24 protein-coding genes are annotated in these 19,717 nt (G+C 62.4%); 4 read left to right on the top strand and 20 right to left on the bottom strand.

Going from position 1 to position 19,717, the window contains the following annotated elements; genetic code table 11:
• Positions 1–78: 78 nt before the first annotated feature.
• The 6 genes from ACZK0Z_RS08970 to ACZK0Z_RS08945 form a co-directional block, all read right to left on the bottom strand.
• Positions 79–603: a hypothetical protein gene (locus ACZK0Z_RS08970; RefSeq protein ID WP_006375347.1), complete on the bottom strand. Its 525-nt coding sequence runs from the start codon at positions 601–603 to the stop codon at positions 79–81.
• Positions 604–689: 86 nt separating this feature from the next.
• Positions 690–3,668: a TraM recognition domain-containing protein gene (locus ACZK0Z_RS08965; protein ID WP_006375350.1), complete on the bottom strand. Its 2,979-nt coding sequence runs from the start codon at positions 3,666–3,668 to the stop codon at positions 690–692.
• Between the two features lie 23 nt (positions 3,669–3,691).
• Positions 3,692–4,024: a hypothetical protein gene (locus tag ACZK0Z_RS08960; protein ID WP_006375352.1), complete on the bottom strand. Its 333-nt coding sequence runs from the start codon at positions 4,022–4,024 to the stop codon at positions 3,692–3,694.
• A 65-nt stretch (positions 4,025–4,089) separates the two neighbouring features.
• Positions 4,090–5,154, bottom strand: coding sequence for a hypothetical protein (locus ACZK0Z_RS08955; RefSeq protein WP_224481862.1), 1,065 nt, complete (start codon positions 5,152–5,154; stop codon positions 4,090–4,092).
• A gap of 59 nt (positions 5,155–5,213) precedes the next feature.
• Positions 5,214–5,849, bottom strand: coding sequence for a hypothetical protein (locus ACZK0Z_RS08950; RefSeq protein WP_006375355.1), 636 nt, complete (start codon positions 5,847–5,849; stop codon positions 5,214–5,216).
• A 28-nt stretch (positions 5,850–5,877) separates the two neighbouring features.
• Positions 5,878–6,279 carry a hypothetical protein gene (locus ACZK0Z_RS08945; RefSeq protein WP_006375357.1) on the bottom strand — a complete coding sequence of 134 codons (402 nt, stop codon included), beginning with the start codon at positions 6,277–6,279 and terminating at the stop codon, positions 5,878–5,880.
• Between the two features lie 765 nt (positions 6,280–7,044).
• Between ACZK0Z_RS08945 and ACZK0Z_RS08940 the strand changes: the two genes are divergently transcribed.
• From ACZK0Z_RS08940 to ACZK0Z_RS08930, 3 genes are all read left to right on the top strand, one after another.
• Complete coding sequence (locus ACZK0Z_RS08940; RefSeq protein ID WP_006375359.1) at positions 7,045–8,136, top strand: HNH endonuclease family protein; 1,092 nt, start codon at positions 7,045–7,047, stop codon at positions 8,134–8,136.
• A 5-nt stretch (positions 8,137–8,141) separates the two neighbouring features.
• Positions 8,142–9,038 (top strand): HNH endonuclease, encoded by an 897-nt coding sequence (locus ACZK0Z_RS08935; RefSeq protein ID WP_032971086.1) that lies wholly within the window; start codon positions 8,142–8,144, stop codon positions 9,036–9,038.
• Between the two features lie 118 nt (positions 9,039–9,156).
• Entirely contained in the window at positions 9,157–9,303 is a 147-nt protein-coding gene (locus tag ACZK0Z_RS08930) for a hypothetical protein (RefSeq protein WP_154354769.1), read from the top strand.
• Positions 9,304–9,343: 40 nt separating this feature from the next.
• Here the strand turns inward: ACZK0Z_RS08930 and ACZK0Z_RS08925 are convergent, their stop codons facing one another.
• From ACZK0Z_RS08925 to ACZK0Z_RS08905, 5 genes are all read right to left on the bottom strand, one after another.
• On the bottom strand, positions 9,344–10,450 hold the full coding sequence (locus ACZK0Z_RS08925; RefSeq protein WP_224481863.1) for a hypothetical protein: 1,107 nt from the start codon (positions 10,448–10,450) through the stop codon (positions 9,344–9,346).
• A gap of 2 nt (positions 10,451–10,452) precedes the next feature.
• Complete coding sequence (locus tag ACZK0Z_RS08920; RefSeq protein WP_224481864.1) at positions 10,453–11,022, bottom strand: hypothetical protein; 570 nt, start codon at positions 11,020–11,022, stop codon at positions 10,453–10,455.
• Positions 11,023–11,057: 35 nt separating this feature from the next.
• Complete coding sequence (locus ACZK0Z_RS08915) at positions 11,058–11,654, bottom strand: ParA family protein (protein WP_006375366.1); 597 nt, start codon at positions 11,652–11,654, stop codon at positions 11,058–11,060.
• A 114-nt stretch (positions 11,655–11,768) separates the two neighbouring features.
• Positions 11,769–12,233, bottom strand: coding sequence for a hypothetical protein (locus tag ACZK0Z_RS08910; RefSeq protein ID WP_006375367.1), 465 nt, complete (start codon positions 12,231–12,233; stop codon positions 11,769–11,771).
• On the bottom strand, positions 12,224–12,397 hold the full coding sequence (locus tag ACZK0Z_RS08905; RefSeq protein WP_006375368.1) for a hypothetical protein: 174 nt from the start codon (positions 12,395–12,397) through the stop codon (positions 12,224–12,226). The genes ACZK0Z_RS08910 and ACZK0Z_RS08905 overlap by 10 nt, the downstream gene beginning before the upstream one ends.
• 165 nt (positions 12,398–12,562) lie before the next feature.
• Between ACZK0Z_RS08905 and ACZK0Z_RS08900 the strand changes: the two genes are divergently transcribed.
• The gene (locus ACZK0Z_RS08900; RefSeq protein WP_080355149.1) at positions 12,563–14,350 is read left to right on the top strand and encodes a type II secretion system protein; all 1,788 of its coding nucleotides are present in this window, start codon (positions 12,563–12,565) and stop codon (positions 14,348–14,350) included.
• 161 nt (positions 14,351–14,511) lie between these two features.
• Here the strand turns inward: ACZK0Z_RS08900 and ACZK0Z_RS08895 are convergent, their stop codons facing one another.
• From ACZK0Z_RS08895 to ACZK0Z_RS08855, 9 genes are all read right to left on the bottom strand, one after another.
• Positions 14,512–15,273 carry an AbiU2 domain-containing protein gene (locus tag ACZK0Z_RS08895; RefSeq protein ID WP_006375415.1) on the bottom strand — a complete coding sequence of 254 codons (762 nt, stop codon included), beginning with the start codon at positions 15,271–15,273 and terminating at the stop codon, positions 14,512–14,514.
• Positions 15,270–16,187: a hypothetical protein gene (locus tag ACZK0Z_RS08890; RefSeq protein ID WP_049400418.1), complete on the bottom strand. Its 918-nt coding sequence runs from the start codon at positions 16,185–16,187 to the stop codon at positions 15,270–15,272. The genes ACZK0Z_RS08895 and ACZK0Z_RS08890 overlap by 4 nt, the downstream gene beginning before the upstream one ends.
• A gap of 88 nt (positions 16,188–16,275) precedes the next feature.
• A complete protein-coding gene (locus tag ACZK0Z_RS08885; RefSeq protein ID WP_049400419.1) occupies positions 16,276–16,716 on the bottom strand; it encodes a DUF6573 family protein in 441 nt (146 codons plus the stop codon).
• A 243-nt stretch (positions 16,717–16,959) separates the two neighbouring features.
• Positions 16,960–17,523: a GNAT family N-acetyltransferase gene (locus ACZK0Z_RS08880; RefSeq protein ID WP_049400420.1), complete on the bottom strand. Its 564-nt coding sequence runs from the start codon at positions 17,521–17,523 to the stop codon at positions 16,960–16,962.
• Complete coding sequence (locus tag ACZK0Z_RS08875) at positions 17,520–18,050, bottom strand: hypothetical protein (protein ID WP_224481865.1); 531 nt, start codon at positions 18,048–18,050, stop codon at positions 17,520–17,522. Before ACZK0Z_RS08875 ends, ACZK0Z_RS08880 begins: the two co-directional genes overlap by 4 nt.
• Positions 18,019–18,273, bottom strand: a complete 255-nt coding sequence (locus ACZK0Z_RS08870) for a hypothetical protein (RefSeq protein ID WP_049400422.1) — start codon at positions 18,271–18,273, stop codon at positions 18,019–18,021. The genes ACZK0Z_RS08875 and ACZK0Z_RS08870 overlap by 32 nt, the downstream gene beginning before the upstream one ends.
• A gap of 359 nt (positions 18,274–18,632) precedes the next feature.
• On the bottom strand, positions 18,633–19,121 hold the full coding sequence (locus ACZK0Z_RS08865) for a hypothetical protein (protein WP_049400423.1): 489 nt from the start codon (positions 19,119–19,121) through the stop codon (positions 18,633–18,635).
• Entirely contained in the window at positions 19,114–19,473 is a 360-nt protein-coding gene (locus ACZK0Z_RS08860; RefSeq protein ID WP_152906877.1) for a hypothetical protein, read from the bottom strand. The genes ACZK0Z_RS08865 and ACZK0Z_RS08860 overlap by 8 nt, the downstream gene beginning before the upstream one ends.
• 13 nt (positions 19,474–19,486) lie before the next feature.
• Positions 19,487–19,708: a hypothetical protein gene (locus ACZK0Z_RS08855; protein ID WP_024956690.1), complete on the bottom strand. Its 222-nt coding sequence runs from the start codon at positions 19,706–19,708 to the stop codon at positions 19,487–19,489.
• Positions 19,709–19,717 lie beyond the last annotated feature (9 nt).

The raw sequence follows: 19,717 nt of genomic DNA, 5'->3' as shown, positions 1-19,717 counted from the left end.
CACCATCAAACTGGACGTCAAGACGCAAAAATGCCCGATTCTGCGCAGAACCGGGCAGATTTGAACATCGATGAAAAATTACTGTCGGAAGACGTTCGGTTGGGCCTGCTTCTGGTGCTTCTCCCAATCGTAATTGGCAGCGTAGTCCTTCATGAAAGCCGCCTCCTTCAACGAACTGCGGGCGTAATCGGCGTATCCCAGGCGCCCAGGTCCGTTCTCCATCCGCTGCTCACGGGTCAACATGGGAGGGGTCTCCTCCCGCTGGGCCCCGCGTTGCTGCCGCCACTGCGCAACGGTCGCATGAACCACCTGCTCGTGCTTGTCGTCCGGCTTTGCATCACGAACGGCTTTGTCGGCCTCCTGGATCTTTGCCTGGAGCGCGGCGATCTGATCGGGCGAGGCCTTCTCTGCCCAATCCAGAACGCGCTGTCGGCGTTGCTCGATGGCGTCTTGGTCTTGGGCCACGTTCTGCTCGAAGTCGGCCCGGGCCGCGCTGTCCTTCTGGGGCGGTGGGCGATCGACCAGAAGCCGCTCGTTGCGCTGCGCCTGGAGTGCTCGCAGCTCGGTCATTTCTTCGATGGGTTGGGAGAGGGTGTTGCTCATGTTTGTTTCCTCCGCTGGGGTGAATAGGCTCATCGTTGATCAATCCGCAGGTTTGGCAAGGGGGCAAACCCCCTCGCCTATCCGCATCAATCCGCGTCGGGCAGCAGCTCCGCCAGGTCGAAGCGCTTGATGCCGGCACGGCTCAGCGCCACGATGGCGTGACCGCGGGGCTCAAGAAGAGCGGAGTATTCTTCCTGCAGGAAGAGCGGCTGCACCTCGCGCTTGCCCCCGGTGGGCATGTCGATGTCGCGCGCGATCTCGTCTTGGCCCAGCGTGTCCTCCGATCCAATCCGCCAGCGGCGACCCGTCACGGCGTCGATGCGCGAAGCCGTCAACCGCCCGGCCCCTTCCATTCGCATCTTGTCGTAGGCGGACGCGTAGGCATGATCCGGGTCGTTGAGCACGGAGTGGCGCCAATTGTTCATGCCGCCTTGGTAGTCGATGCCCCGGGTGCGCTGTTTGAACGTGGTCAACGTTGCCTGTCCGAACCGCTTTTCCAGGTATTCGTGGGTGTTGTGCGAGCACTTCAGCGCGATCACCGATTGCATCGTGTTGGCCATCAGCTCCGCCTCGTTGACTGATCCAAAGGCGTTGACCAAGCTTTCAAACCCTTGCGTTGCAAGCACGGGCATCAACCCCAGCGAGCGCGAAACGGAGAACAGGTTGATGTCATCGGCCGTCAACAACAGGTGGGCCTCGTCCATCATCAACATCACCTCGGTTTGCCCAGGCAACGCTTCGCGCCACTTGTCGCCGAATGCACCACGCGCCTTGATTCCGTTCATGACCCGCTGTTTGAGCAGGCGCATCATCATTTCACCCGCTTCACCGAATTGGGTGGGGGGCAAGAAGAGGCCTACCATGGCTCCATAGAGTGCGTCGGACACGTCCACCTCGCCCGTCTCAATCGAATGCCAAGGCATGTCCGTCTTGCTGTCCCGCAGCTTTTCGCCCCGCAAGAGCTTCTCCAGCAGCCCTCGTGAGTTGAGCGTGAACGATTGTCTCTGTTCCGGATGCATCGCGGGAATCTCCTGGAACGCCCATTCCAGCGAGCTCTGCAGCTGAGACATGGGACGGAAGAGGTCTGGATGGATGGTTTCGGGAGCGTTGTCCTGACGAAGGCGGTGCTGCTGCAGGTAAGCCGCATAGGCCAGCCGCCCCTCTTCTTCATGGCTCGTGTCCGCCTCTTCCAGGCCCAAGTATTTCACCACCTCCATCAGCTTTGCATTGGCACGAGGCGCGGGGCTGGCGGGAATCACGCGTTCCACAATGGACAACAACTTGATGTGGTGGAATGGCGTGTAATGCCATTGCCTGTCGTCGCTCACCGGGATTCGATGGATGGCGATCTGCTCGGCGATCCGCTCGATCAACGCCTCAGTCTCGGCCACGTCCTCGCCCAGCTTTCGCTGTTTGACCAGCTCAAGCTCCGCGTTCATCTGTGCACGCTCCAACCCTTCCAGCTTGGCCGAGCACCAGGACCTGTAAGCCATCTCGTGATCCACGAGCGCACGAAGGATGATGCCCGTGTGGTAGAGAAACGCATCGCCACCATCCGTCCAAAGCTTGGATTTCTCGTCCACGCGCCCACCGGATGCGCCGCGCAATGCCCGCACGATCTGATCCGGCGCCAACCCTTCATAGGGCCCCACGCGCATTCCTGGCTTGACGACGATGTCGAACAATCCTTCCAGATCCGCGATGATTGCTCCGTCTTTACCGTCGGCAATGAGAGCACCGCCGGCCAGCTTCTGCCGCGTCAAACGCTCCCTTACATCGCCTTGTTCCGACGCCACACACGCCATTGCCAAGGCGGCTTTACGGAACCGACGAGCGATGGGTCGCAACGCGGCATAGGATTTGCCCGAACCGATGGCCCCGAACACGAGCAGGCCCTGCTGGCAATCGCGCCATGAGAACATCATCACGGTGCCCAAGTCGGGCGAGTAGCCATAACCTTTGTCGGACAGATGCCCCGTGGCGCGCCCGATGGTGATCAGCGGGGTCTTGTCCCGCAGGGCCGCCTCGGCTTGCTGTTCACGTGCCTTGACGTGTGAGTTGATCAACGCCCCTTGGGTGGCCAGGTTGTTGTCGTTGTTCTGCAGGTAGAGCCGGGCGGCGTTTTGGACAAAGTTGCCTTCGGCGTATTGCATCGCATACATGCAGGCCAACACGTAAGGTGCCGCCTCGCCCAAGCCAAACGGCAGGACCTTGGCGACAACCAAGGCGGCAAAGATGAGGCCCACCCACTGCATCGCTTGAATGAAGCGCGCGGCTGTCCCGCCAATGACGCCCCGGTGCGGGTGCGAGGCCGCCGCCACAAAGCAAACCACAAACAGGACGCCGACCAAGCCAAAGGCCCACCACAGGTAGGTCTTGGCCATCTGGGCATACACAGCCATGCCGCCGGCTTGCATTGCCACCTCGGTGCCGCCCTTGCTGTCGCCGACCATGAACTGAAGCGCCATCGGAACCCATTGCAGCAGCACCAGGGCTTTCAGGGCCTCCTTCATGCCCTCGCCTTGCTTGAGGGCGATGAAGTATGGAATGGTCAGCAGCAGAGCGGCCCAGCCGGCCCAACCGATGAGGCTCACCAGGAAGGTTGCCAGAACGCCGATCACGGGGAAGGCCAGATACATCAAGGGAGTGGCCAGGCTGTCGCCGCCCTGCCCCATGTCGTTGCCCTGCAAGAAGCCCTCGGCACGCCGCCCACGCTTCGTCGTGATGATCCGCGATTGGGTGTCACGCAAATCCTCCGGAACCTTCGGCCACCACTCCTGGAACTCGTCCTCGCTGCGTCCTTCGGGCACCTTGAACACCTGGGCGTTCTCGTCCCAGACCGCGCCGCATTCCTTCGCGAAATCCCGATCAGCCTCCGGCACATCGAGCTCTCGGCTGCGAACGCGATCGGTCACGTCAAAGCGACCCACGAGGTTTTCATACTCCTCGTGGGACTGGACGATGATTTCTTCTTTCACGCCCGAAGGCTCGCCGCTCTTCCGTCGGAACTTGCGGCCCAAGCCACTCGTCCAGTCAAGCACGTTGAACAAACTGATTGCTTCCATCTCTGTTTCCCTCCCCTGTCAAATCAACGAAGCCAATGCGCCAAGACGGCAAGCACCAAGCAAAGCGGCGCGCACGCCAGGAAGCCCGCCTTGGCCACCCAGCGCTCTGCGACCTGCTCAACCTTGCTCGCGTAGAGCCGATCCTTGGTCCACGCCTCATACGCGGCGTCGTCTCTGACCGGAGGCCTGCGATCGGCGCGCAAGTAGTAGAAAGTGCGGCGGACGCCTTCGCTCAGGTGGCCCATGCCAAACGATTCAGGGCTGCCGAGGAACAAGCGCCCGTGCAGGTTCAGCCACTTTGAGCCGAAGTGAAGTTTTCCGGGTTCCCGGTATTGCGTGAACAGCCACTTGAACATGTCGCCCCCTTATTCGTGAGTAGGTCACTTCTTTCTAGATCGAATCCGCGGATGCGCAAGGGGGATCAGTCGATCCCCGACTTCTTCGCCCAAGCGTCCAGGTCTGCGTTGGCTTTTTGCTGCCAGTCATTCCTTGGCTCGGCGGCGGGTGCGGGGGCCGTCCTCGGCAATGGGGCGGTCGCACGTTTCGGCGAAGGCTTGGGCTGGGACGCAATCAGCGCTGTCGTCGTTACCGGGGGAGCGTCGACCGGCTCTGGCTTCTCGATCGCAGGTTCTGGCTCGGCCTGCTCTGGAAGCACTGCTGGAACGGGCGGGACCACGGGGTCCTCCACCACCTTGGGCAGCTGCTCGGGAACGGCTGGAGTGGCAACCGGCATCAAGGGAGGCGGTGTGCTCGGAGGCACCTGGTTGTTCTTCCCAAGCAAGAAGTAGATCGCCCCCGCGGCCAATACCACCGCCACCACACCGGCCAAGACCCAAGGCAAACGAGAGCGGGGGCTGGGTTGGATTGGAGTTACTGGCTGCTCTGGTGACGCGGCCTCCGGGGGCCGGTTGGACCCTTCAAGCACCGCGGGAACGGACAGGACTTCCACTGCGTCCTGCTGAGACAGATTGACCAAGGCTGCCGTATCTTCATTGCTCAACGCCTTGGCGTCCACCGATGGGCCACCCAATCCATCTGCAACCTGTGCGCCAGGCTCTCCAAATTCATCAACCAGTTCCCAAACGGTGCACATTCCCTTATCACCCGCTCCTACGAGAACCGGTGCAGCTGCATCGGACGTCAGTTGCCTGACCAACATTTCCTGCTCCACGGTGAGCGGAGCGTCTTGAGGCTTCTCTTCGACACCACGATGTTCCTGGGCTTCTCGGGTGCGCTTTGCGTCCAGTTGCGCCTTGGCTTGCTTCGCCTTCTCTGCAGCGGCAACAAAGCCCTTCTGGGTCAACTCGGCAGTGCGCTTGCTGATCACCCCGGCCCAGTGACCGGCAGCTTTCAGGTTTTCTTTCACGCCATCGGAAACCAGCCGCTCTTCCTGCGTGGGCGAAGCGGTTGGGGTTGCCTTGGCACGCTCAAGCAGTTCCTTGCGCTTGCGCTGAAGGATTCTTTGGTTCTTTTCTTCTGGGGTCATGTGGGCTCCTCGGAAGGGGGAAGGAAGCCCGAGCATCGATCGACACCCGGGCACTGAGATCACCGGACGTCAGGCACCGGGGTAACGACGATCACGGGCTCACCGCTGCCGCAGCGGTCGTCCACCGTGACCTTGGACAGCGCGCCACGCTTGGCCAGCTCAACGATGGGCACCTGGCAGGCGGCCTTGTCGGCGCCTTTGAACACCACCGTCAACCCGTTGCTGGACTTGTTCAACAGACCCGCGAACTTGTCGAGGAAGGCCCGAGTTTCGCTGTCCAACCGCTTCATGTCGGTGGGGTTGTAGTTCAAGCGCAACGAATCCAGGACGGCTTCCTGCTTGCCATCCACGGTTTCGGTCTTGGTGACCACTTCGGCCTTCATGCCAGCCGCACGGGCGGCGTCGGCGGCCTGCTCGGCGTGCTCCCGCTGCTGCTTCACGTAGGACGCCGAAGCCCCCACTGCAGCACCGGCGGCGCAAGCGCCCAGGGCCTTGTCTTTCTTGCCCGTGAGCAAGGCGATGGCTCCGCCGGCCACGCAGCCGATGCCACCGGCTTTGAACAGACGCTTCTTGTCGGCATTGGGCTTGCCATCGTCCTCCGCGGCATGGACCGCATCAGGGGCGGCTTGGGCGGAAACCTGAAGCGGCAAGAACGCCGCCAGGCAGAGAGTGAGAGGAACGGAAAAACGTTTCATGGGATGGATCTCCTGCTGTGGGGGAAAATTAGGTGCGTGGAGCAGTCATGGGTCCGGTTGCGGGCACCTTGGCCGCACCAGAACCTTTTGGAGAGGGTTGCGAGAGGGCCGCCGTCACGACCTTGCGAAGCGCTTTTTCGTAGCGCTGAATGGCGCTGTCCTGCTCCGCCTTCGTTTCGTCTCGCAACCGCCGCAGGTCTTCTTGGAGCGCACTCCGGAACAGCGCGTTCTCTTCCCGCAGATCGTCAATGAGGCGCTCCAGCTGAGCGTTGGCGTTCTCCAGCACGCTCACCACGGACGTGGCGGTGTTGTGTCGCTCCAGCGCCTCTCGCACGTAAGCGCTGAACCCACTGCCCGATTCACGGGCAAGCCGCTGAGCAAGTTTCAGCTGCCCACGGTCGAGGTTTACGTTTTGACGAACGAACGCCATTGGTCGAGTAACTCCGTTTCGGGATTACTCCACCGATACCGCGAATCTCGGAGTTGGCAAGGCCCCACGTCAGGAGCCTGAAAAACATGGGCCAAACGAGCTAACAAGCACTGACACTGTCTCCATTCGGTGGTGACATGGCCAGGCCTTGATTGCATTGAGGTTTCGGCAGGCGTTACAGCGATTCTTGGGCGAAAAACGCACTCCCACTTCAGTGCGTCATGTGTATGACGACTCTGGGGAACCGTCCGGGCTCCTGCTTCTCTGCCACTGCCGACATTGCTTCCACACACGTTGGGCTCTTGCAGTTGCTTTTCGGCGGCCCCTTGCGTGTTGCCCCAGGTGCGCTATTGGTGGTCTACGCCCCTCGCCCCACAGGACCATCGCCCACACCATGCCCACGCAACGCTCCCGCTCTTCCACCCCTCACGCCCACCGATGCCCCACCCCGGGAATCCGTGCGGAGTTTCTCAGCCCACTATTTCGCATTGCCTCGAATCCCCAGGACAGGTTGCCCTCGCCCACCCGCCGCACCACCCCACGACACCCAAGCCACGTTGGTTTTAGTCAAACGTGTGCAATGCCCTTGGATACACCGACACCGTGTTTTCCGAATCGCAAGTGGGCAGCCAAAGAACCCCTGGAAGGAAAGCGCGGAGCCCTCGCCCCATTTCGTTTTAGTCAAACAAGGGTGCGCGCCATGGCCTTCATTCACCGCCATTGGCCCATCAATGATCCACCTGCTTTCGTTTCAGGAGTGCTCCCATGACCACCGCTGACCTGGACGCGTTTGCCCGTCGCGTGCTGGCCTTCCATGCCGTCCGTGCGCCTGCCACTCCCCGTTGGGCGCTGGACGTGGCCCGCCGTTCCGAACGCCCTGTGTGCGCTTTCTGCACCGCCCCCCTGGACTTGGATCGTCGCCACGCCTGGGGGCTTTCACCGCTCGTTCCGTTGAGCCAGGGCGGCCCAACGGACACCGAGAACCTGCGCATGGCTTGCAAGCGCTGCATCACCGAGCGGGGCAGCCGTGACCTGTTGGCCTGGCCCGAGTTGAGCCAGCGGCTGCCACCAGACACCTTGGACGCCTTGCTGGCCGACCGGCTGTTTGTCCTGCAGCGCTCCAACAACCACCTGGTCGAGGTGGGGCGCTTTGCCAAGCCAGCCACCGTCCTTGCCCAGCTCCAAGAGCGCTGGATGCACCCCCGGTTCCTCGTCCACGTGGAGCGGCATTCGGACAGCTGGATGTTGGGGTGGCCACTGGCCCAGCGTGCCCATCTGACGCGAAACGACTTGGCCGCGCTCTTGCGCAACGTGCACCAGGGCGAATGGCTGGAACACCCCGAGGTGGTGGCCTTCCGGTTGACCGCGGATGTTTTTCAATTGGCGGTGTGGCAACTGATTGCCCTCCACGCGTTGGTCATTCCCCTGCCTTTGGGGACTGCTCCCCCTCCCGACCGCACCTTTGAGAACCGGTGGATGGCCCGGTATCCAAGCCTGCGCCAGATCCGCCTGCGGCGACAGGGCGCGCACGAAACACTGTGGCCCAGCATGGGCAAAGACCACGTCCCGGCTTACAGCGACAAGCCCAATGCGGTTCGCATGCGGACCCAGCGTCAAGCCACACGTGAGGGGGAAACGAAAGCCCAGTGGTTGGAAGCAAGGCGGCGTTTGGCGAAGCGAGACGCGGGCGTGGCCAAAGGGACGTTGAGGGCATGGCTGCCTGGAGAGCGGGCCGCGCTGCAGGCAGACGTGGACGATCTGGCGGCGGCGTGGTTGAAAGCCCGCAAGCGCCAGTCGAAAGGGCGCCCGGACACCAGGGATCCCTTACCATTGAGGCAAGCTCAGACAATCAATTGACCGACATGGATGAAAAGGATCAGGACAAGGGAAGCGACAGTAAGGCTAACCGGACCCCGTCGAAGCCTCAGCGGCGAAAGAAGAAGTGGAAGGAGCAATTCAACAAGCCCTTCAGCAGCCTGTTCACCATCCGCGCTGACGAAGATGGAAACCCGCCGGAGCTGGAGGAATACCTGGTTCGTCAACACCTGCAAAAGGGGCTGAGCCACCTTCGGATGAGCAGCCGGGATATTAGGTCCGCGCTGAAGGTATACAGCCTTACCGAGCTGAACCAACTCTGGAACATGCGCGAAAAGAAGCTCAAGTATGTGGAGGACGCCGCACTTCTGTTGGCGCACATCCGGCACCGGTCCGGGATTGACCTTCAGCTGCGCCCGGCATCCGAGCTTTTCAGTCACGACGTGATCCAAGCCCTCCAAGGCGTGCTTGAGGAAAGCGGGCGATTAAGGGTGGAAAAGCCATTGCCCCCCGCTCCTGACGCTGTCGCAGCAGAGGGAAAGCGAATGGAGCAGGTCCTCCGTGTGATCCGAGAGGGCCAAGCCGAGTTTCGCAAACGCCTGGTCGATCACTACGGAGCGGTGTGCATGGTCACCGGCACCGCCCTGGCAAGCGTCATCGACGCGGCCCACATCGTCCCCTACAACGGGGCATCTACCAACGCCTTGAGCAACGGGCTACTGCTACGGAAGGACATCCACGCGTTGTTCGATGCGGGCCTGTTGACCATCGGGCCGGACCTGGTCGTTTACGTCACTGCTGGGGTGGATGATCCCTACTACCGTTCGTTGGACGGGAAGGATCTTACGTTAACCGCCCCACCGAAGATGTCCAAGGAAGCTTTAAGAAAGAGGCTGGTGGGGCACGGGTCGTCCGAGTTAAACAGCACCGCCCTACCGGGATAGCCGGTGCTTGGCCCCCGTATTCCCCACGGATTCGTCAAACTTCCAAGATTCCTAACCCACTCCCCCCGCTCTCCCTCCTACGCTGACCGCTCACCCAACCTCCTGAAAGGAGAACACAATGAGCAACAGCAAGAAGAAGCCAATGACGCAGACGGCCCAGCGACGCATCCAAAGCGCGGTGGATCGGCAACCCAGCCCCTCTCCTCAGCAACGGGCGTTCAAGGCCAAAGCAGCCTCAGTGGTTGCGAAGCGGAACGGCAAGTGAGCCATGGCGGCTTCGCCTCGAAGTGAGGGGAGCCGCTTCATCATTTGCTCTGCGAGAACTGGGACCAGTAGGGTTGGACCCATGGGGTTTTGACCCGCCCCTGGTTGCACAGAGCATTCCACCATTGGTTGTAGCGCTCACCGGCCAGCATTACCGCCTCCACACCCTGCTCTTCCACCCTCCCCCACGCTTGGGCTGCAGCATAGAGACGGCGCATCGTCCATGACACGTCTTTCCCCGAAACGTGTCCGACGTGCGCGATCACCGATAGCACATCCTCTTCTCGAAGCGCTTTGGTTCCATTGCGCCAACGCACCACCCAGGACTGGCCTCCGGATTCAGGCGGGCCGCCCATGAGCGCGTCCTCGATCTCCCTGACCTTCGGCAAACTCTCTGGCAGGTCACGCCCGCGTGCGGCAAGCGCCAAGGCGAAGTAGATGTCCAAAAGTCGGTGCTGAACCCGCTTCCTCGCCCCACTTCCGGGCGAATCAATCAAAAGTGCCACCAAGCTGTTGATCTCACCCGCGTTAGCCATCAGGGGAGTGGTGAGGTCGTGATCCATCTGAGCCAATAGCAGGAGCAACCCGTCCAAGCCTGGATCGAGCCGGCTGTCCGGCTGCATAGCTCCCGCGGGTAGCCCAATTACCTCTGCTGCCGCTTTGACCACCGCCACGGAAAGGCCATCCCTGGATAGCCGCCCGTGCACAACATCTGCGGAAACCTCATCTAAGGCAACTGCTAGTGCTTCCAAGCGGTCTCCACCCGCGATGCCAACTGTCTGGTGGAAAAAACTGCATGGAGGAAGCGTTGGATATTCGGCCAGCGCGCGTGCGGCTCGCTCCATTGCACGGGCTTGGCGCTCCGCACACTCCGGCATCAGTTCAGTGTGGCTTTGCTGGACGTAAGCAACCAGACCATCGCAGACCTGCTGCCGCTTCTTAGGCCTGCGTGGAATCCCGATCTCCCACGTCTTGGCGGAGACCTTAAAAATCTTGAGCACCCGATCAGAAAGCGTGCGCTTGTCTGCCCAGATTCCCATCGAGTGAAGCAGCCAACCCGTCAGCGGCTGTGCCGTCATGCCTGGGATACGCCAGGTTTTGGCCCAGATCGCGTCCTCTTGATCAGCATTCAGAGGGGCAAGTGCCACGCTCAGTAGATCTTACCGTTCTTGCTCATCCCCAGATTCCGCACCGCCACCCTGGCGGCCTTGCGGACCTCCGCGTGCTCGTCCACCGGCGAGCTCACGATTAGCAGCGTGTTGTCCTGGATGAGCGACGCGGCCGCGTAGTCTGCCAGCGCCACCATGGCGGTGGTCAACGCGACTTCACTACCGGCGTCCTCCGAATCGTCAAAGCCGAACAGCTTGGCGATGTTCTCGCGGAGCTTTGGCGGGATAGTCACCATGGCCCGGTGGTGGCGCAGCCCATCCTCCCGACGGCGGTAGTCGTGCAGCGTGACCGATCGGGGCATGACCATGTGAACCCGCTTGCCTCCCACGCTTCCTGCCTTCTGGCTGTCGTCGTAGTCAAAGTAGGACTTGCGCTGCGGGTAGTCGCCCGGCCCCAGCAACAGGTGCTCCGGGATGCGGGCGACAGTCGAAGTGTCCGCTTTGCTGGCCCGGCGGGGTTTGGCATGGGTCACGTCCTTGACGTCATCCAAGGTGCGCTTGACGGCCTTCTTCGTGGCAGCCTTCTTGGCAGGAGCTTTGCGAGTGGCCATGGGTAGGTCTGGGAGGGAAACCAAGGGAAGCTCCATCATGCCGCAGCCCTCCGGCCTGCACCAGCGACAAGGATGTCGTGCACCCGGACAGCCAGGGCGTGGATCTCCTCCTGGGCCACCCGGGCCCAGCGACCGTTGGCGTCGAACACGGTCTTTCCCTCCTCGTAGCAGTCCGCAAACAACGCTCGATCGCGCACCAGGATCGCTCCCGACATCTTGGGGTGCTCCAGGCGGCGGCGATGGGCTGCCCGCTTCTCGTTGGCCCTATTGGCGATCGGCAGATAACGCTTCCCCTTTTTCTCCAGCACATCCACGGTTCGCAGGAAAATGACAAAACTCGCCACATCGAGCAACGTGGGCACCAGGTAAAGATCGGCATCCGGGAGTGCTTCGTTATCAGGCATGTCGTTACGCATGTCCATGATCTCGATATCGAAGCCGGGGGAGCGTGAGCGGGATACGGTAAAAGGTGTTTCGTCCGACAGCCCGGAGAATGCCAGGCATGAACTCTGCCTGTCCCGGTCGTTGACCAACACACGCAGGTTGGGGTCACGGGCATAGCACCCGGCAAGATTCAGGGCCAGCGTCGTGCGGCCGACGCCACCCTTGAGTGAGAAGTTGCACAGGCGCATACGGCATCCTTTCGTGAGTAGATAGGGGTTCCTACCGAATCTACCCCGACGCCACCGTTGCGCAAGTGCATGTTTTTGCAACCCTTTCGGGCCGTTCAGGCCTTGGATTCTTTTCTATTCTTCCCGCGAGGCGACTGGACGACGGCAGTCCCACCGCAGCGTGTGGGCGACGCTTGAAGGCGAGCAATGCAAATCGAACGGCTGGGAGGCCATCCATGCTTTGACAGACGGTGGTGCTGCGCCATGCAGTGCTTCAATGATCGTCCAGCGTTGCTTTGCCGGACCAAACTCCGCGAACACGTCCGCCCCGGCTTCGGCCAGGATTCCGGCCATCTTGTCGTAGCACTGCCGTTTGTGTGGGTGGTCCTGGTTTACGTGCCACGCCATGCAAGCGACGTGGAAAGCGGTTATTCCGTTGGGCCCCACCGGGTGGTCCAAGGACGGGAAAGCCGTTAGGCCCCTCCAAGCCTCCAGGCGCGCCTCGCGGACAGCAGCGATGGCTTCTCTCAGCGCCCAAGGGTTGCAGTGCTCAATGGCCTGTAACAGTCGTTCTGCAAGCCGGTGGACGGTCATTTCCATTTCAGCTCCTTCCGCAGTTGGCGCTCGAAGTGGCGTTGTTGGCGGGCCAGCCGGGCTTGCCGGCGAAGCTTGCCTTCGGGCAGGAACGCGGGAGCCGTGGGTGGGATGTGCGCGAAGGGAAGGCCAGCAATGGGGCGGGCCGAGCGGGTGGGGCTTTCAATCATGGCGGCGGTCTCTTGGGTTATTTAAATCGGTCTTCGTGAGTAGGTCGCCCCACTCCCCTAACTCCATGCAACCAGACCACCGAGCAATGTCAAGATGGAAAATCCAACTTTTTTTGACTAGAAACAGGGGCTTGCGGAATCCAAGGTGCATCGCATGCTGAATGCATGACGCACACGATCCGCCCCCGCTGTTCGCCCACCCTCACCCGCCTTTCCAAGGGCGTGCGCAGCGCGCTGGGCTTCACCCTCACCGAGACCTTGCTGGCGCTGGGCGTTGTGACCGCCGCCACAGGCGCGATGTTCCTGTTCTTCGGGCAGGTCGATGCAAAGGCCAAGCTGGCCAGCGAAACGCGCAACCTGCGCGAGCTGTCCCGACGCATCGAGAGCAGTTTTGGGATGGTGGGGACGTTTCGCGGGGTGAGCACCACGGCCGTGGTGGTCGATGGCTTGGCCCCTGAATCCCAACTCGGCGCCGGGGAAAGCGTCTTGACCAACGCGTGGGGCGGCGCGGTGAACGTCCAGCCCTACACCGTCGAACGCTTCGGGGATTCGTTCTCCGTCAGCTACGCCGGCCTTGATCGTCAAGCGTGCGTGGCCCTGGTCGCGGCCAACGCGGGCGGGGTGTGGGACGCGCAGGTGTCGGACGTGTCGGTGATTCGAAACACCGGCGGCCAGCTCGACGTCGGATTGCTGAGCCGCACGTGTGCGGACAAATCGCGCGTGGTCTTCGTCTACCACAGCGGGTTGTTGGGGGGCGAATGGACCGGATCACCGCTGGTGTTGCCAGCTGCAACGCCCCCGGTCACCCCACCCGCTTCTCCGCCCGTGGGATCCCCGGTGGGGCCCGTAGGTCCGGTGCCACCTTCCACGGGGGTGTCGCCCCCAACCGCCCCGCCACCAAGCGTTCCTCCCACGACACCCCCACCGGTCACGCCGCCCGCCCCCCCGGTGAGCGTGACGCCTCCGGCCCCACCGAGTTCACCCCCGGCCACACCGCCACCGACAAGCACGGTGCCGTCTTGCCAGGAGTGGAGCGAGAACCGAACGATCAATTGCCCATCGGGCCAGGTCGGCCAGGTGTTCCAGAACCGCCGTCACCACTGCGGACCCGACCCGAGCGTTTACGAGGCGTGGGCTGGGTCCACGACGGCCGGCAGTTGGACCACGACCAGCAGCGCCTGCGCGCCGTGCCCTGCTCCCGAGACGCGCAACGTGGGATGCCCTGCAGGTCAGTTTGGCGCGATTGGGCAGCAGCGGACCTTCGCGTGCACGGGCACCGGTTCGTGGAACGCGTGGACCCAGACCAACACCACCTGCGCGGCTTGCCCAGCGCCTTTCCCACAAGCCGAAACCCAGTGGGTCGCCGCGAGTGCCGCTTGCCCGGCAGGCCAGAGTGGATCGCACACGTGGCAGGCCGAGCAGCGGCGGACGAGGACCGGGTCATACAACTGCCCAGCCACCACGTGGTCGCTGCCCAGCCCGACGTTCACCACTTGGACAAATTGGGCGGAGACTGGGTTTCGTCGCAACGAGGCCAATACATGCACCCCCAACGCACCACCTCCGACGTTTCCCGAATACACCGGGCGATCTTGGCATTCGTGGGGAGACGGAGGGCACTACGGCTGGGCGATCTTCTGCAACGCTCCCCGGACCCTGGCCGAGCTTCAAGCCACCTCGTTGGCATGCACTTGGCAATACGAAACGAACGACACCCCCACGTTTACGCCAGAGCCACCTGGCGTGACCCGCCCAACACCGGCTTTGGAAGCCTGTGTCTACGCGCTGCGCGCCAACTTGACTCCGATGCCAGGTTACGGCTTCGTCAACCACCCAGGCACCGCGGTTTGGCCGGCGGCTTGCTCGTGCAGCGTCGTGGGTCCAGGCGCGCGGTTCTACTGGCAAGACCTGGGAGCGAGCGACTGGGTGGGCTTTGAATTCAAGTGCCCTTGACGGCAAAGAAGGCGGGGGCATCCCTCACGTTGGAAGTGGCAAAGCTTCGGATTTCCAAAACCGACCGGAGGCGATGCCCTCGCACCAAGCGTGCTTTCCAGAAGGCAGGTGGCTTGGCCACCTGCGGCGGCTTCTGGGCTCTTCGCTGTTGTGCTTCGAAGTCAAAGCCCAGCCAAGGTTTTCCACATCGCCTTGCCCTGGGCTTCGTGAACCGACGCGTATTGCTGCGGATCCCAACGGGTTCCGGTCAAGAGCAGCCCCAGCTCTGCCACGATGGCCTGACAGCGATCGCCAAAAGCCAAGACCTCATTGAAGGTCAACCCAAGCGTGTTGATGTCAAACGCGCCAGGCTCCTCGTCCAGCTTGCGCATTTCCAGGTGGGCATGGTGCTTGTCCCGGAGGGTCTTGATTTTCGCTGCCACGGGATCAGCCGAAAGGATCACCATTTCATTGGAGACCCTTTCCCAGCCACTATCGAAGCGCGAGTAGTTCTCGTCCCGATCGTTCTGTCTGAACTTCTCCTGGAAAACAGCCGAGCTTTCGGGCGGCAGGTCACTGATCGGTTCGTCGTGGAAGTGATCGAAGATGCGACCGTAGCGCTCCCGGTAGTGCTCCCTGATCGCGGGATCTGCTTGAAGCTTTCGCCAGAGGTTGGTCAGGCTACCGGACCGCGAATCGTTATCCAGAAAAAGCCGTGACTGATCGCGCACCAGGTCTTGTCCAAGAAGCGGCGCCAAGTGGTTCCAGGCATTGGCCCCCGGCGTCTTGTCCAGCTTGGCTTTCAGCCCTGCCTGAATCTCGGGGTCTTGAATGAGTGGGGACAGAATGTGCCGGCGCTCGTCGAGGATGTGGCACTCCTGCGTGAGCACCCGAACGAATCCATCGATTTGGCGAATACGTTGTTCCAGTTCCTCAGGCTTCATTCTTGCTCCGCCTCCAGCGGCACCTGCTGGAACCGCACCTGCAGCCGCTTGATGAGCGCACGGGTTTCCGCGTTCGGAGCGCGCGTGGACACCAGCACCGCCTCCCCGTTGGGCACGTGGCGGATGGCCTTCTGCTCGGCCCGGAGAACGGCGCGGTATTTCACCGCTTGATAGACGCCTCGCTGGAGTTCGTCCTCCGAGCACTTGCTGGTTTTAACTTCCACCGCCAGGCGATGTCTTCCGTTATCGAAATGCGCGTCCAGTCGGTCACCCGAGCTCAACAACTTCTCGTTGCTCCCCATGGGGAAGCACCCAAAGTCCTCGAACTCTTCGGGATGGCTGGCCATCCACGCCTTCAACGCTTTGTGCTCGTCGCTCTCTGGCCGCCCCCCCTCCTGGACTTTAGGAAGGGGAAGAGGCGCATCCGCTGCCACCTCTTCAACCGCCCCGGCGGACGGGGTCAGCATGGTGGCTCCCAGAGCGCGGGCGACCCGGTCCCAATTGGGATAGGTGAAAACGTCTTCCATCGCCTCTCGCAAGTGCGCACGGCGCTCTTCCTCGGTGTCCAGCTTCTTCCCCGCGAAGTAAGCTGGCGAGATGGTGATCGCCCCCTCGCCAGGGTGTTTCGTGTTCTTGTTGACGACGATTGCGTGGAGGGGCGGGATGGGTTCCTTCCACTGCTCGCTGAGCCACTGCAGGGCCTGGGCCACTCCCCCGGCGACGGTGCCGTAGAGGTCTTTGCGGGGTTTGATCTCGTGTCCGAAGGTGTCGTGCAGCTCTTGGGCCAGGTCGCTGTAGGAATGAGCTTCGCCCTCCTGCGCCCACCGGATGAGGATGGGCAGCGCGTCCGGGATAACCCGGCTCCGCCAGGGTGTGCGTGCAAACTCCACCTTCGACCAATCGAACTTTTCCATCCCCTACTCCTCCCTTGTCGTCCCGCCATGGTAGCTGCGGGACCAGCACGGGAAAACGATGAGGGCCGGTGTCCTGCCCCCTCCCTTCTCAATCCTCGTTGGGCAGCATGATGCTGACCACCGGTTCCAAGGCGTCCCCGGGCCCGCACAGCGCTTTCAAGGTGATCTGGCGATGGGTCGACCGCGTCAGGCCCGACCCGGTCGCCGGGTGGGCTTCGTTCGACAACCAGTCGCCGGCGTCGGGCAGAGCCACGTGGAGCTGGTAGTGGATCTCCGAACCGTTGCCCTGCTGCCGCTTGATGGCCACGTGGAGCATGAAAAGCACGTCCCAGAGCCGGCCGTCCACCGACTGGCCGCGCAGTTCCAACCCTATGGGCACTTCCACGTAGCGAGACCACGCAGCGCGGGTGATGGTCACGGGAAGCTTGAAGCCGGCTTCTTTGGCCACATCGGACACGTCCACCAGGACGCCGTCCTCGATTGCCTGGGCGCGGGTGTAAGAATGGATGAGGTCGGAAGGCTCGAACATGTTGTTCCTCGCTTGGTAAGTGATGGCCCGCCCAGGGCATCCGGTCGGGATGTCCTGGAATGGGAAACCCACCGCCCCACCGCTCGGCGCGGTCAAGGGAGGAAATGGAAGGGCTGGCGCGGCCCGCAGCGCAGCGAGGACACGGGCCCTGGAATGGCCCTTGACCGGAGGAGCCGGGAGATGGGGCCGCGCGGAGCGCAAGGGGCTTGAATGGCGTGCCGCGATCGGCACACCGACTGGCCCTCAATCGGCCCGCCTGAATCCTCCAAGGAGGCGCTGCCACCAGGACCGGGGAACCGCTTCCGCGTTCTCTGGCAATGGAAACGCCCTGTCCCAGTCCAACTCGATCGGATCGCCGCCACTGGTGCGCACGAAGCCATGGGCCTTCAATGCCTCAATGGCGACGCTGGACGTCGCGTAGCACCGTGCGAAGACCCTGCCTTCCCCCGATGAACTGGCCAACGCGTGGCGCACCAATGCCTTGAAGCAACCACGCCGGGTGAATTCTGGTCGCGTGCCGGCGAGATGGAGCTCGTAGCCTTCGCGATCATGCATGCAGATCAGAAACGCCGCCGGCTGACCCTCCCAGGTCGCAACCCTCACGTCGCCGTCCACCCTGCAAACCTCCGGTCGATTGTGTCGCAGCTTCATCATCGTCAAGAAGCCGACATGAAGCAGCCCTTCCACCAAGGGAACCGCTTGGGCGCTGAGGGTTTCCCGGAAATGCCCTTGCCGTGCTCCGTCGCGAAGCAGAGCAGCTATCCATGCGGCATCTTCTGCAACAGCGGAACGAATGGAAATGGTCATACGTATGAGCAAACCTGGGGAACGTTGTTCATCCAACCACTCTGCGCCGCGGACGCTTCAGCGGTGAGCGGGCCCAAACCGCGGATGAAGCGAAGAGACGCCAGTTGGACGTCGTCCTGGGGCCAATACGGGCCATCCGGCGAAAACACGAAGTGGTCCCCTTGAAGGGCCCCGCAGGTGGTGCAATGGTGGGCCAAGTAGGTTTGCCCGGACGTCCGGGTGGCGTCGAAGCGAAGCCAAGGGGCGTGGCCGGCAACGAACGCAGCGGCCTCCTCGTTCAAGCGCTCGATGTAGCGCAACAAAGCACCCTCCCCCTGATCCACCAACCCTTCGTCGTCGTGCTCCTCGAACGAGGGCACCCAGACCGCGGCGGTGGGAGTGGGGGCATGGCAGAAATGGCACTCGGTCTGAGCGAGCAGCAGGCCGTAGGCCGGGGCGTGGAGGATGGATGCAGGGGCTTCATGGGTCATGGAGCCATTTTGCCCGGCCCGTGTATCAACCGGTGAGACGAGCTTGCGTTGAATCATGGGTGTTGCGGAGCGTGCCACGCTGCGAACCCAGCCACGCCATCTGCTTGTATTCGTCTCTACTGAGCAACTTGGACACCCCCAACCACTGCACCAGATGGTAGTGCGCAATCGTTCGTGGGTAGCGCTGAATCCCCTCGTGCAACAGTTTTGGCAGGAAACACACAGAACCATCCTGTCGCTCGTAAGCGTAGTAGCGATGGCGGGAGGCACGCGTGGTCATGGCATTTCTCTCAGTGCGCCCAGAGGGCGCGGTCGATACAGCGTTCAAGGCGCTGGGCCAACCAAACGCTGAATGGAAGGGCGATGGGGGCGGCAATGGCGAGAAGGGAAAGGGTCATGTCGGCGGTTCCAGTCGGTTGAAAGAGCGGTGCGTTCTTCCTGATCCCAAGGTAGATCGCCCTGGAAATTTGTCCACGGTTGCAGTGGACAAAATCTTGACTAAAAGTGAAAACTGCGGAGCTAAGGCCGCAGTTATTCCTAACATCACTTCTCTCGCCGAAGGCGTCACCTGCTCTTTTCCACCGACGCTTCTACAGAGTCCGGCGCGCAGCGGCCGGTGGCGGCGTTGCGCCGTTGGCTCTACAGCCTTGCCCGCTTTGCACTGACACTTCCCCGGGCTGCCCATGCCTGCTCCAGGTGGACCGCGCGTTGTTCGGCTTCCACCGTGGCCACCACGTGCGGCATCGCCGTCTTCAGCGATGGCGTGTTCCAAAATGGGCTGCCCCGGTGAGGGTTGCCACCCAGCCGCAGCAGCAGCAAAGCCGTCTGCTCAAGACGATTGCGCTCGTCGGCGTCGTCGCTCAACTGGTAGTCCGCCGCCAGCTTTTCGAGCGGGCGCTCGCACCAGTGGTTCCTCTCTTGAGGGTGCGCACCAGCTTGCAGGAGGGCTTCGACGATGCGGGGCCAGGGAAGTGCGGAATGGAGCGCAGGACCTTCGTTGAGGCGCCACGCGTTGGGGTTGGCGCCCTGCCGCAGCGCCTGTAGAACGCCGAAAAGGCTTCCTTCGACGCACGCGTGAATCAGCTCGGCGCTCGGAGTTCCTGGCAGTGGTGGGCGGTGGTCAGCCATGGCGGCTGCCCCGAACCTGGTTCCCGAGGAGATCTCCTTGGACGTAGTCTCGGATGATCTGGCGCACCGCTTCTGCGGTGGAAATCCCCGCGTTCACCGCGCCCTGCTCCACCGCCTCCAAGACGCTGCGCTGCAGCGGAAGGTAGGCCAGGCGCACGTCCCTCTCCCCACCCAGCCGACGCTTGCTCAGTGCGTAAGGGTGGGCGGCATACATGGCGAGCACTTGGCGCACGGCTTCGTTTCGGGTGACCTGCGCGCGCGCGGCGGCCGCCTGCAAGCGCTCCAAATCACGGGAGTAGCCCCGGGAGGACGGAAGGGTGACAAGTTTTGGGGAAGGGACAGGTTGAAGCACGTCGCGCTCCGGCTTAGGACGCCGCGTCCAACGGCTTGGCGGCCGCCTCTCGGACCACCGCGATGGCACGCCAACGGTTGATCGCAGCGCCGGCGAAATACAGGGCGTCCACCAGTTCTTGCGCGGCCCCCTTCTCAAGCAGGGCCCGGTTGCAGGAGGCGAACCCTGCAAGGATTCCGTAGCGGTCCGCGTCGTCTTTGGCTTTGTTCATGGCTTCCGCAATTTGAACGTTCATGTCGAATCT

It is taken from the genome of Stenotrophomonas sp. 116085_Sma (assembly GCF_056479585.1).
The sequence above is the reverse complement of the archived record's forward strand: the minus strand, read 5'-3'. Positions and strand labels throughout refer to the sequence as shown.

Bases quoted from the DNA above. Each gene is read 5' to 3' on its own strand.
- ACZK0Z_RS08970 (WP_006375347.1), bottom strand. From the start codon at position 603: ATGAGCAACACCCTCTCCCAACCCATCGAAGAAATGACCGAGCTGCGA.
- ACZK0Z_RS08965 (WP_006375350.1), bottom strand. From the start codon at position 3,668: ATGGAAGCAATCAGTTTGTTCAACGTGCTTGACTGGACGAGTGGCTTG.
- ACZK0Z_RS08960 (WP_006375352.1), bottom strand. From the start codon at position 4,024: ATGTTCAAGTGGCTGTTCACGCAATACCGGGAACCCGGAAAACTTCAC.
- ACZK0Z_RS08955 (WP_224481862.1), bottom strand. From the start codon at position 5,154: ATGACCCCAGAAGAAAAGAACCAAAGAATCCTTCAGCGCAAGCGCAAG.
- ACZK0Z_RS08950 (WP_006375355.1), bottom strand. From the start codon at position 5,849: ATGAAACGTTTTTCCGTTCCTCTCACTCTCTGCCTGGCGGCGTTCTTG.
- ACZK0Z_RS08945 (WP_006375357.1), bottom strand. From the start codon at position 6,279: ATGGCGTTCGTTCGTCAAAACGTAAACCTCGACCGTGGGCAGCTGAAA.
- ACZK0Z_RS08940 (WP_006375359.1), top strand. From the start codon at position 7,045: ATGACCACCGCTGACCTGGACGCGTTTGCCCGTCGCGTGCTGGCCTTC.
- ACZK0Z_RS08935 (WP_032971086.1), top strand. From the start codon at position 8,142: ATGGATGAAAAGGATCAGGACAAGGGAAGCGACAGTAAGGCTAACCGG.
- ACZK0Z_RS08930 (WP_154354769.1), top strand. From the start codon at position 9,157: ATGAGCAACAGCAAGAAGAAGCCAATGACGCAGACGGCCCAGCGACGC.
- ACZK0Z_RS08920 (WP_224481864.1), bottom strand. From the start codon at position 11,022: ATGGCCACTCGCAAAGCTCCTGCCAAGAAGGCTGCCACGAAGAAGGCC.
- ACZK0Z_RS08915 (WP_006375366.1), bottom strand. From the start codon at position 11,654: ATGCGCCTGTGCAACTTCTCACTCAAGGGTGGCGTCGGCCGCACGACG.
- ACZK0Z_RS08910 (WP_006375367.1), bottom strand. From the start codon at position 12,233: ATGGAAATGACCGTCCACCGGCTTGCAGAACGACTGTTACAGGCCATT.
- ACZK0Z_RS08905 (WP_006375368.1), bottom strand. From the start codon at position 12,397: ATGATTGAAAGCCCCACCCGCTCGGCCCGCCCCATTGCTGGCCTTCCC.
- ACZK0Z_RS08900 (WP_080355149.1), top strand. From the start codon at position 12,563: ATGACGCACACGATCCGCCCCCGCTGTTCGCCCACCCTCACCCGCCTT.
- ACZK0Z_RS08895 (WP_006375415.1), bottom strand. From the start codon at position 15,273: ATGAAGCCTGAGGAACTGGAACAACGTATTCGCCAAATCGATGGATTC.
- ACZK0Z_RS08890 (WP_049400418.1), bottom strand. From the start codon at position 16,187: ATGGAAAAGTTCGATTGGTCGAAGGTGGAGTTTGCACGCACACCCTGG.
- ACZK0Z_RS08885 (WP_049400419.1), bottom strand. From the start codon at position 16,716: ATGTTCGAGCCTTCCGACCTCATCCATTCTTACACCCGCGCCCAGGCA.
- ACZK0Z_RS08880 (WP_049400420.1), bottom strand. From the start codon at position 17,523: ATGACCATTTCCATTCGTTCCGCTGTTGCAGAAGATGCCGCATGGATA.
- ACZK0Z_RS08875 (WP_224481865.1), bottom strand. From the start codon at position 18,050: ATGATTCAACGCAAGCTCGTCTCACCGGTTGATACACGGGCCGGGCAA.
- ACZK0Z_RS08870 (WP_049400422.1), bottom strand. From the start codon at position 18,273: ATGACCACGCGTGCCTCCCGCCATCGCTACTACGCTTACGAGCGACAG.
- ACZK0Z_RS08865 (WP_049400423.1), bottom strand. From the start codon at position 19,121: ATGGCTGACCACCGCCCACCACTGCCAGGAACTCCGAGCGCCGAGCTG.
- ACZK0Z_RS08855 (WP_024956690.1), bottom strand. From the start codon at position 19,708: ATGAACGTTCAAATTGCGGAAGCCATGAACAAAGCCAAAGACGACGCG.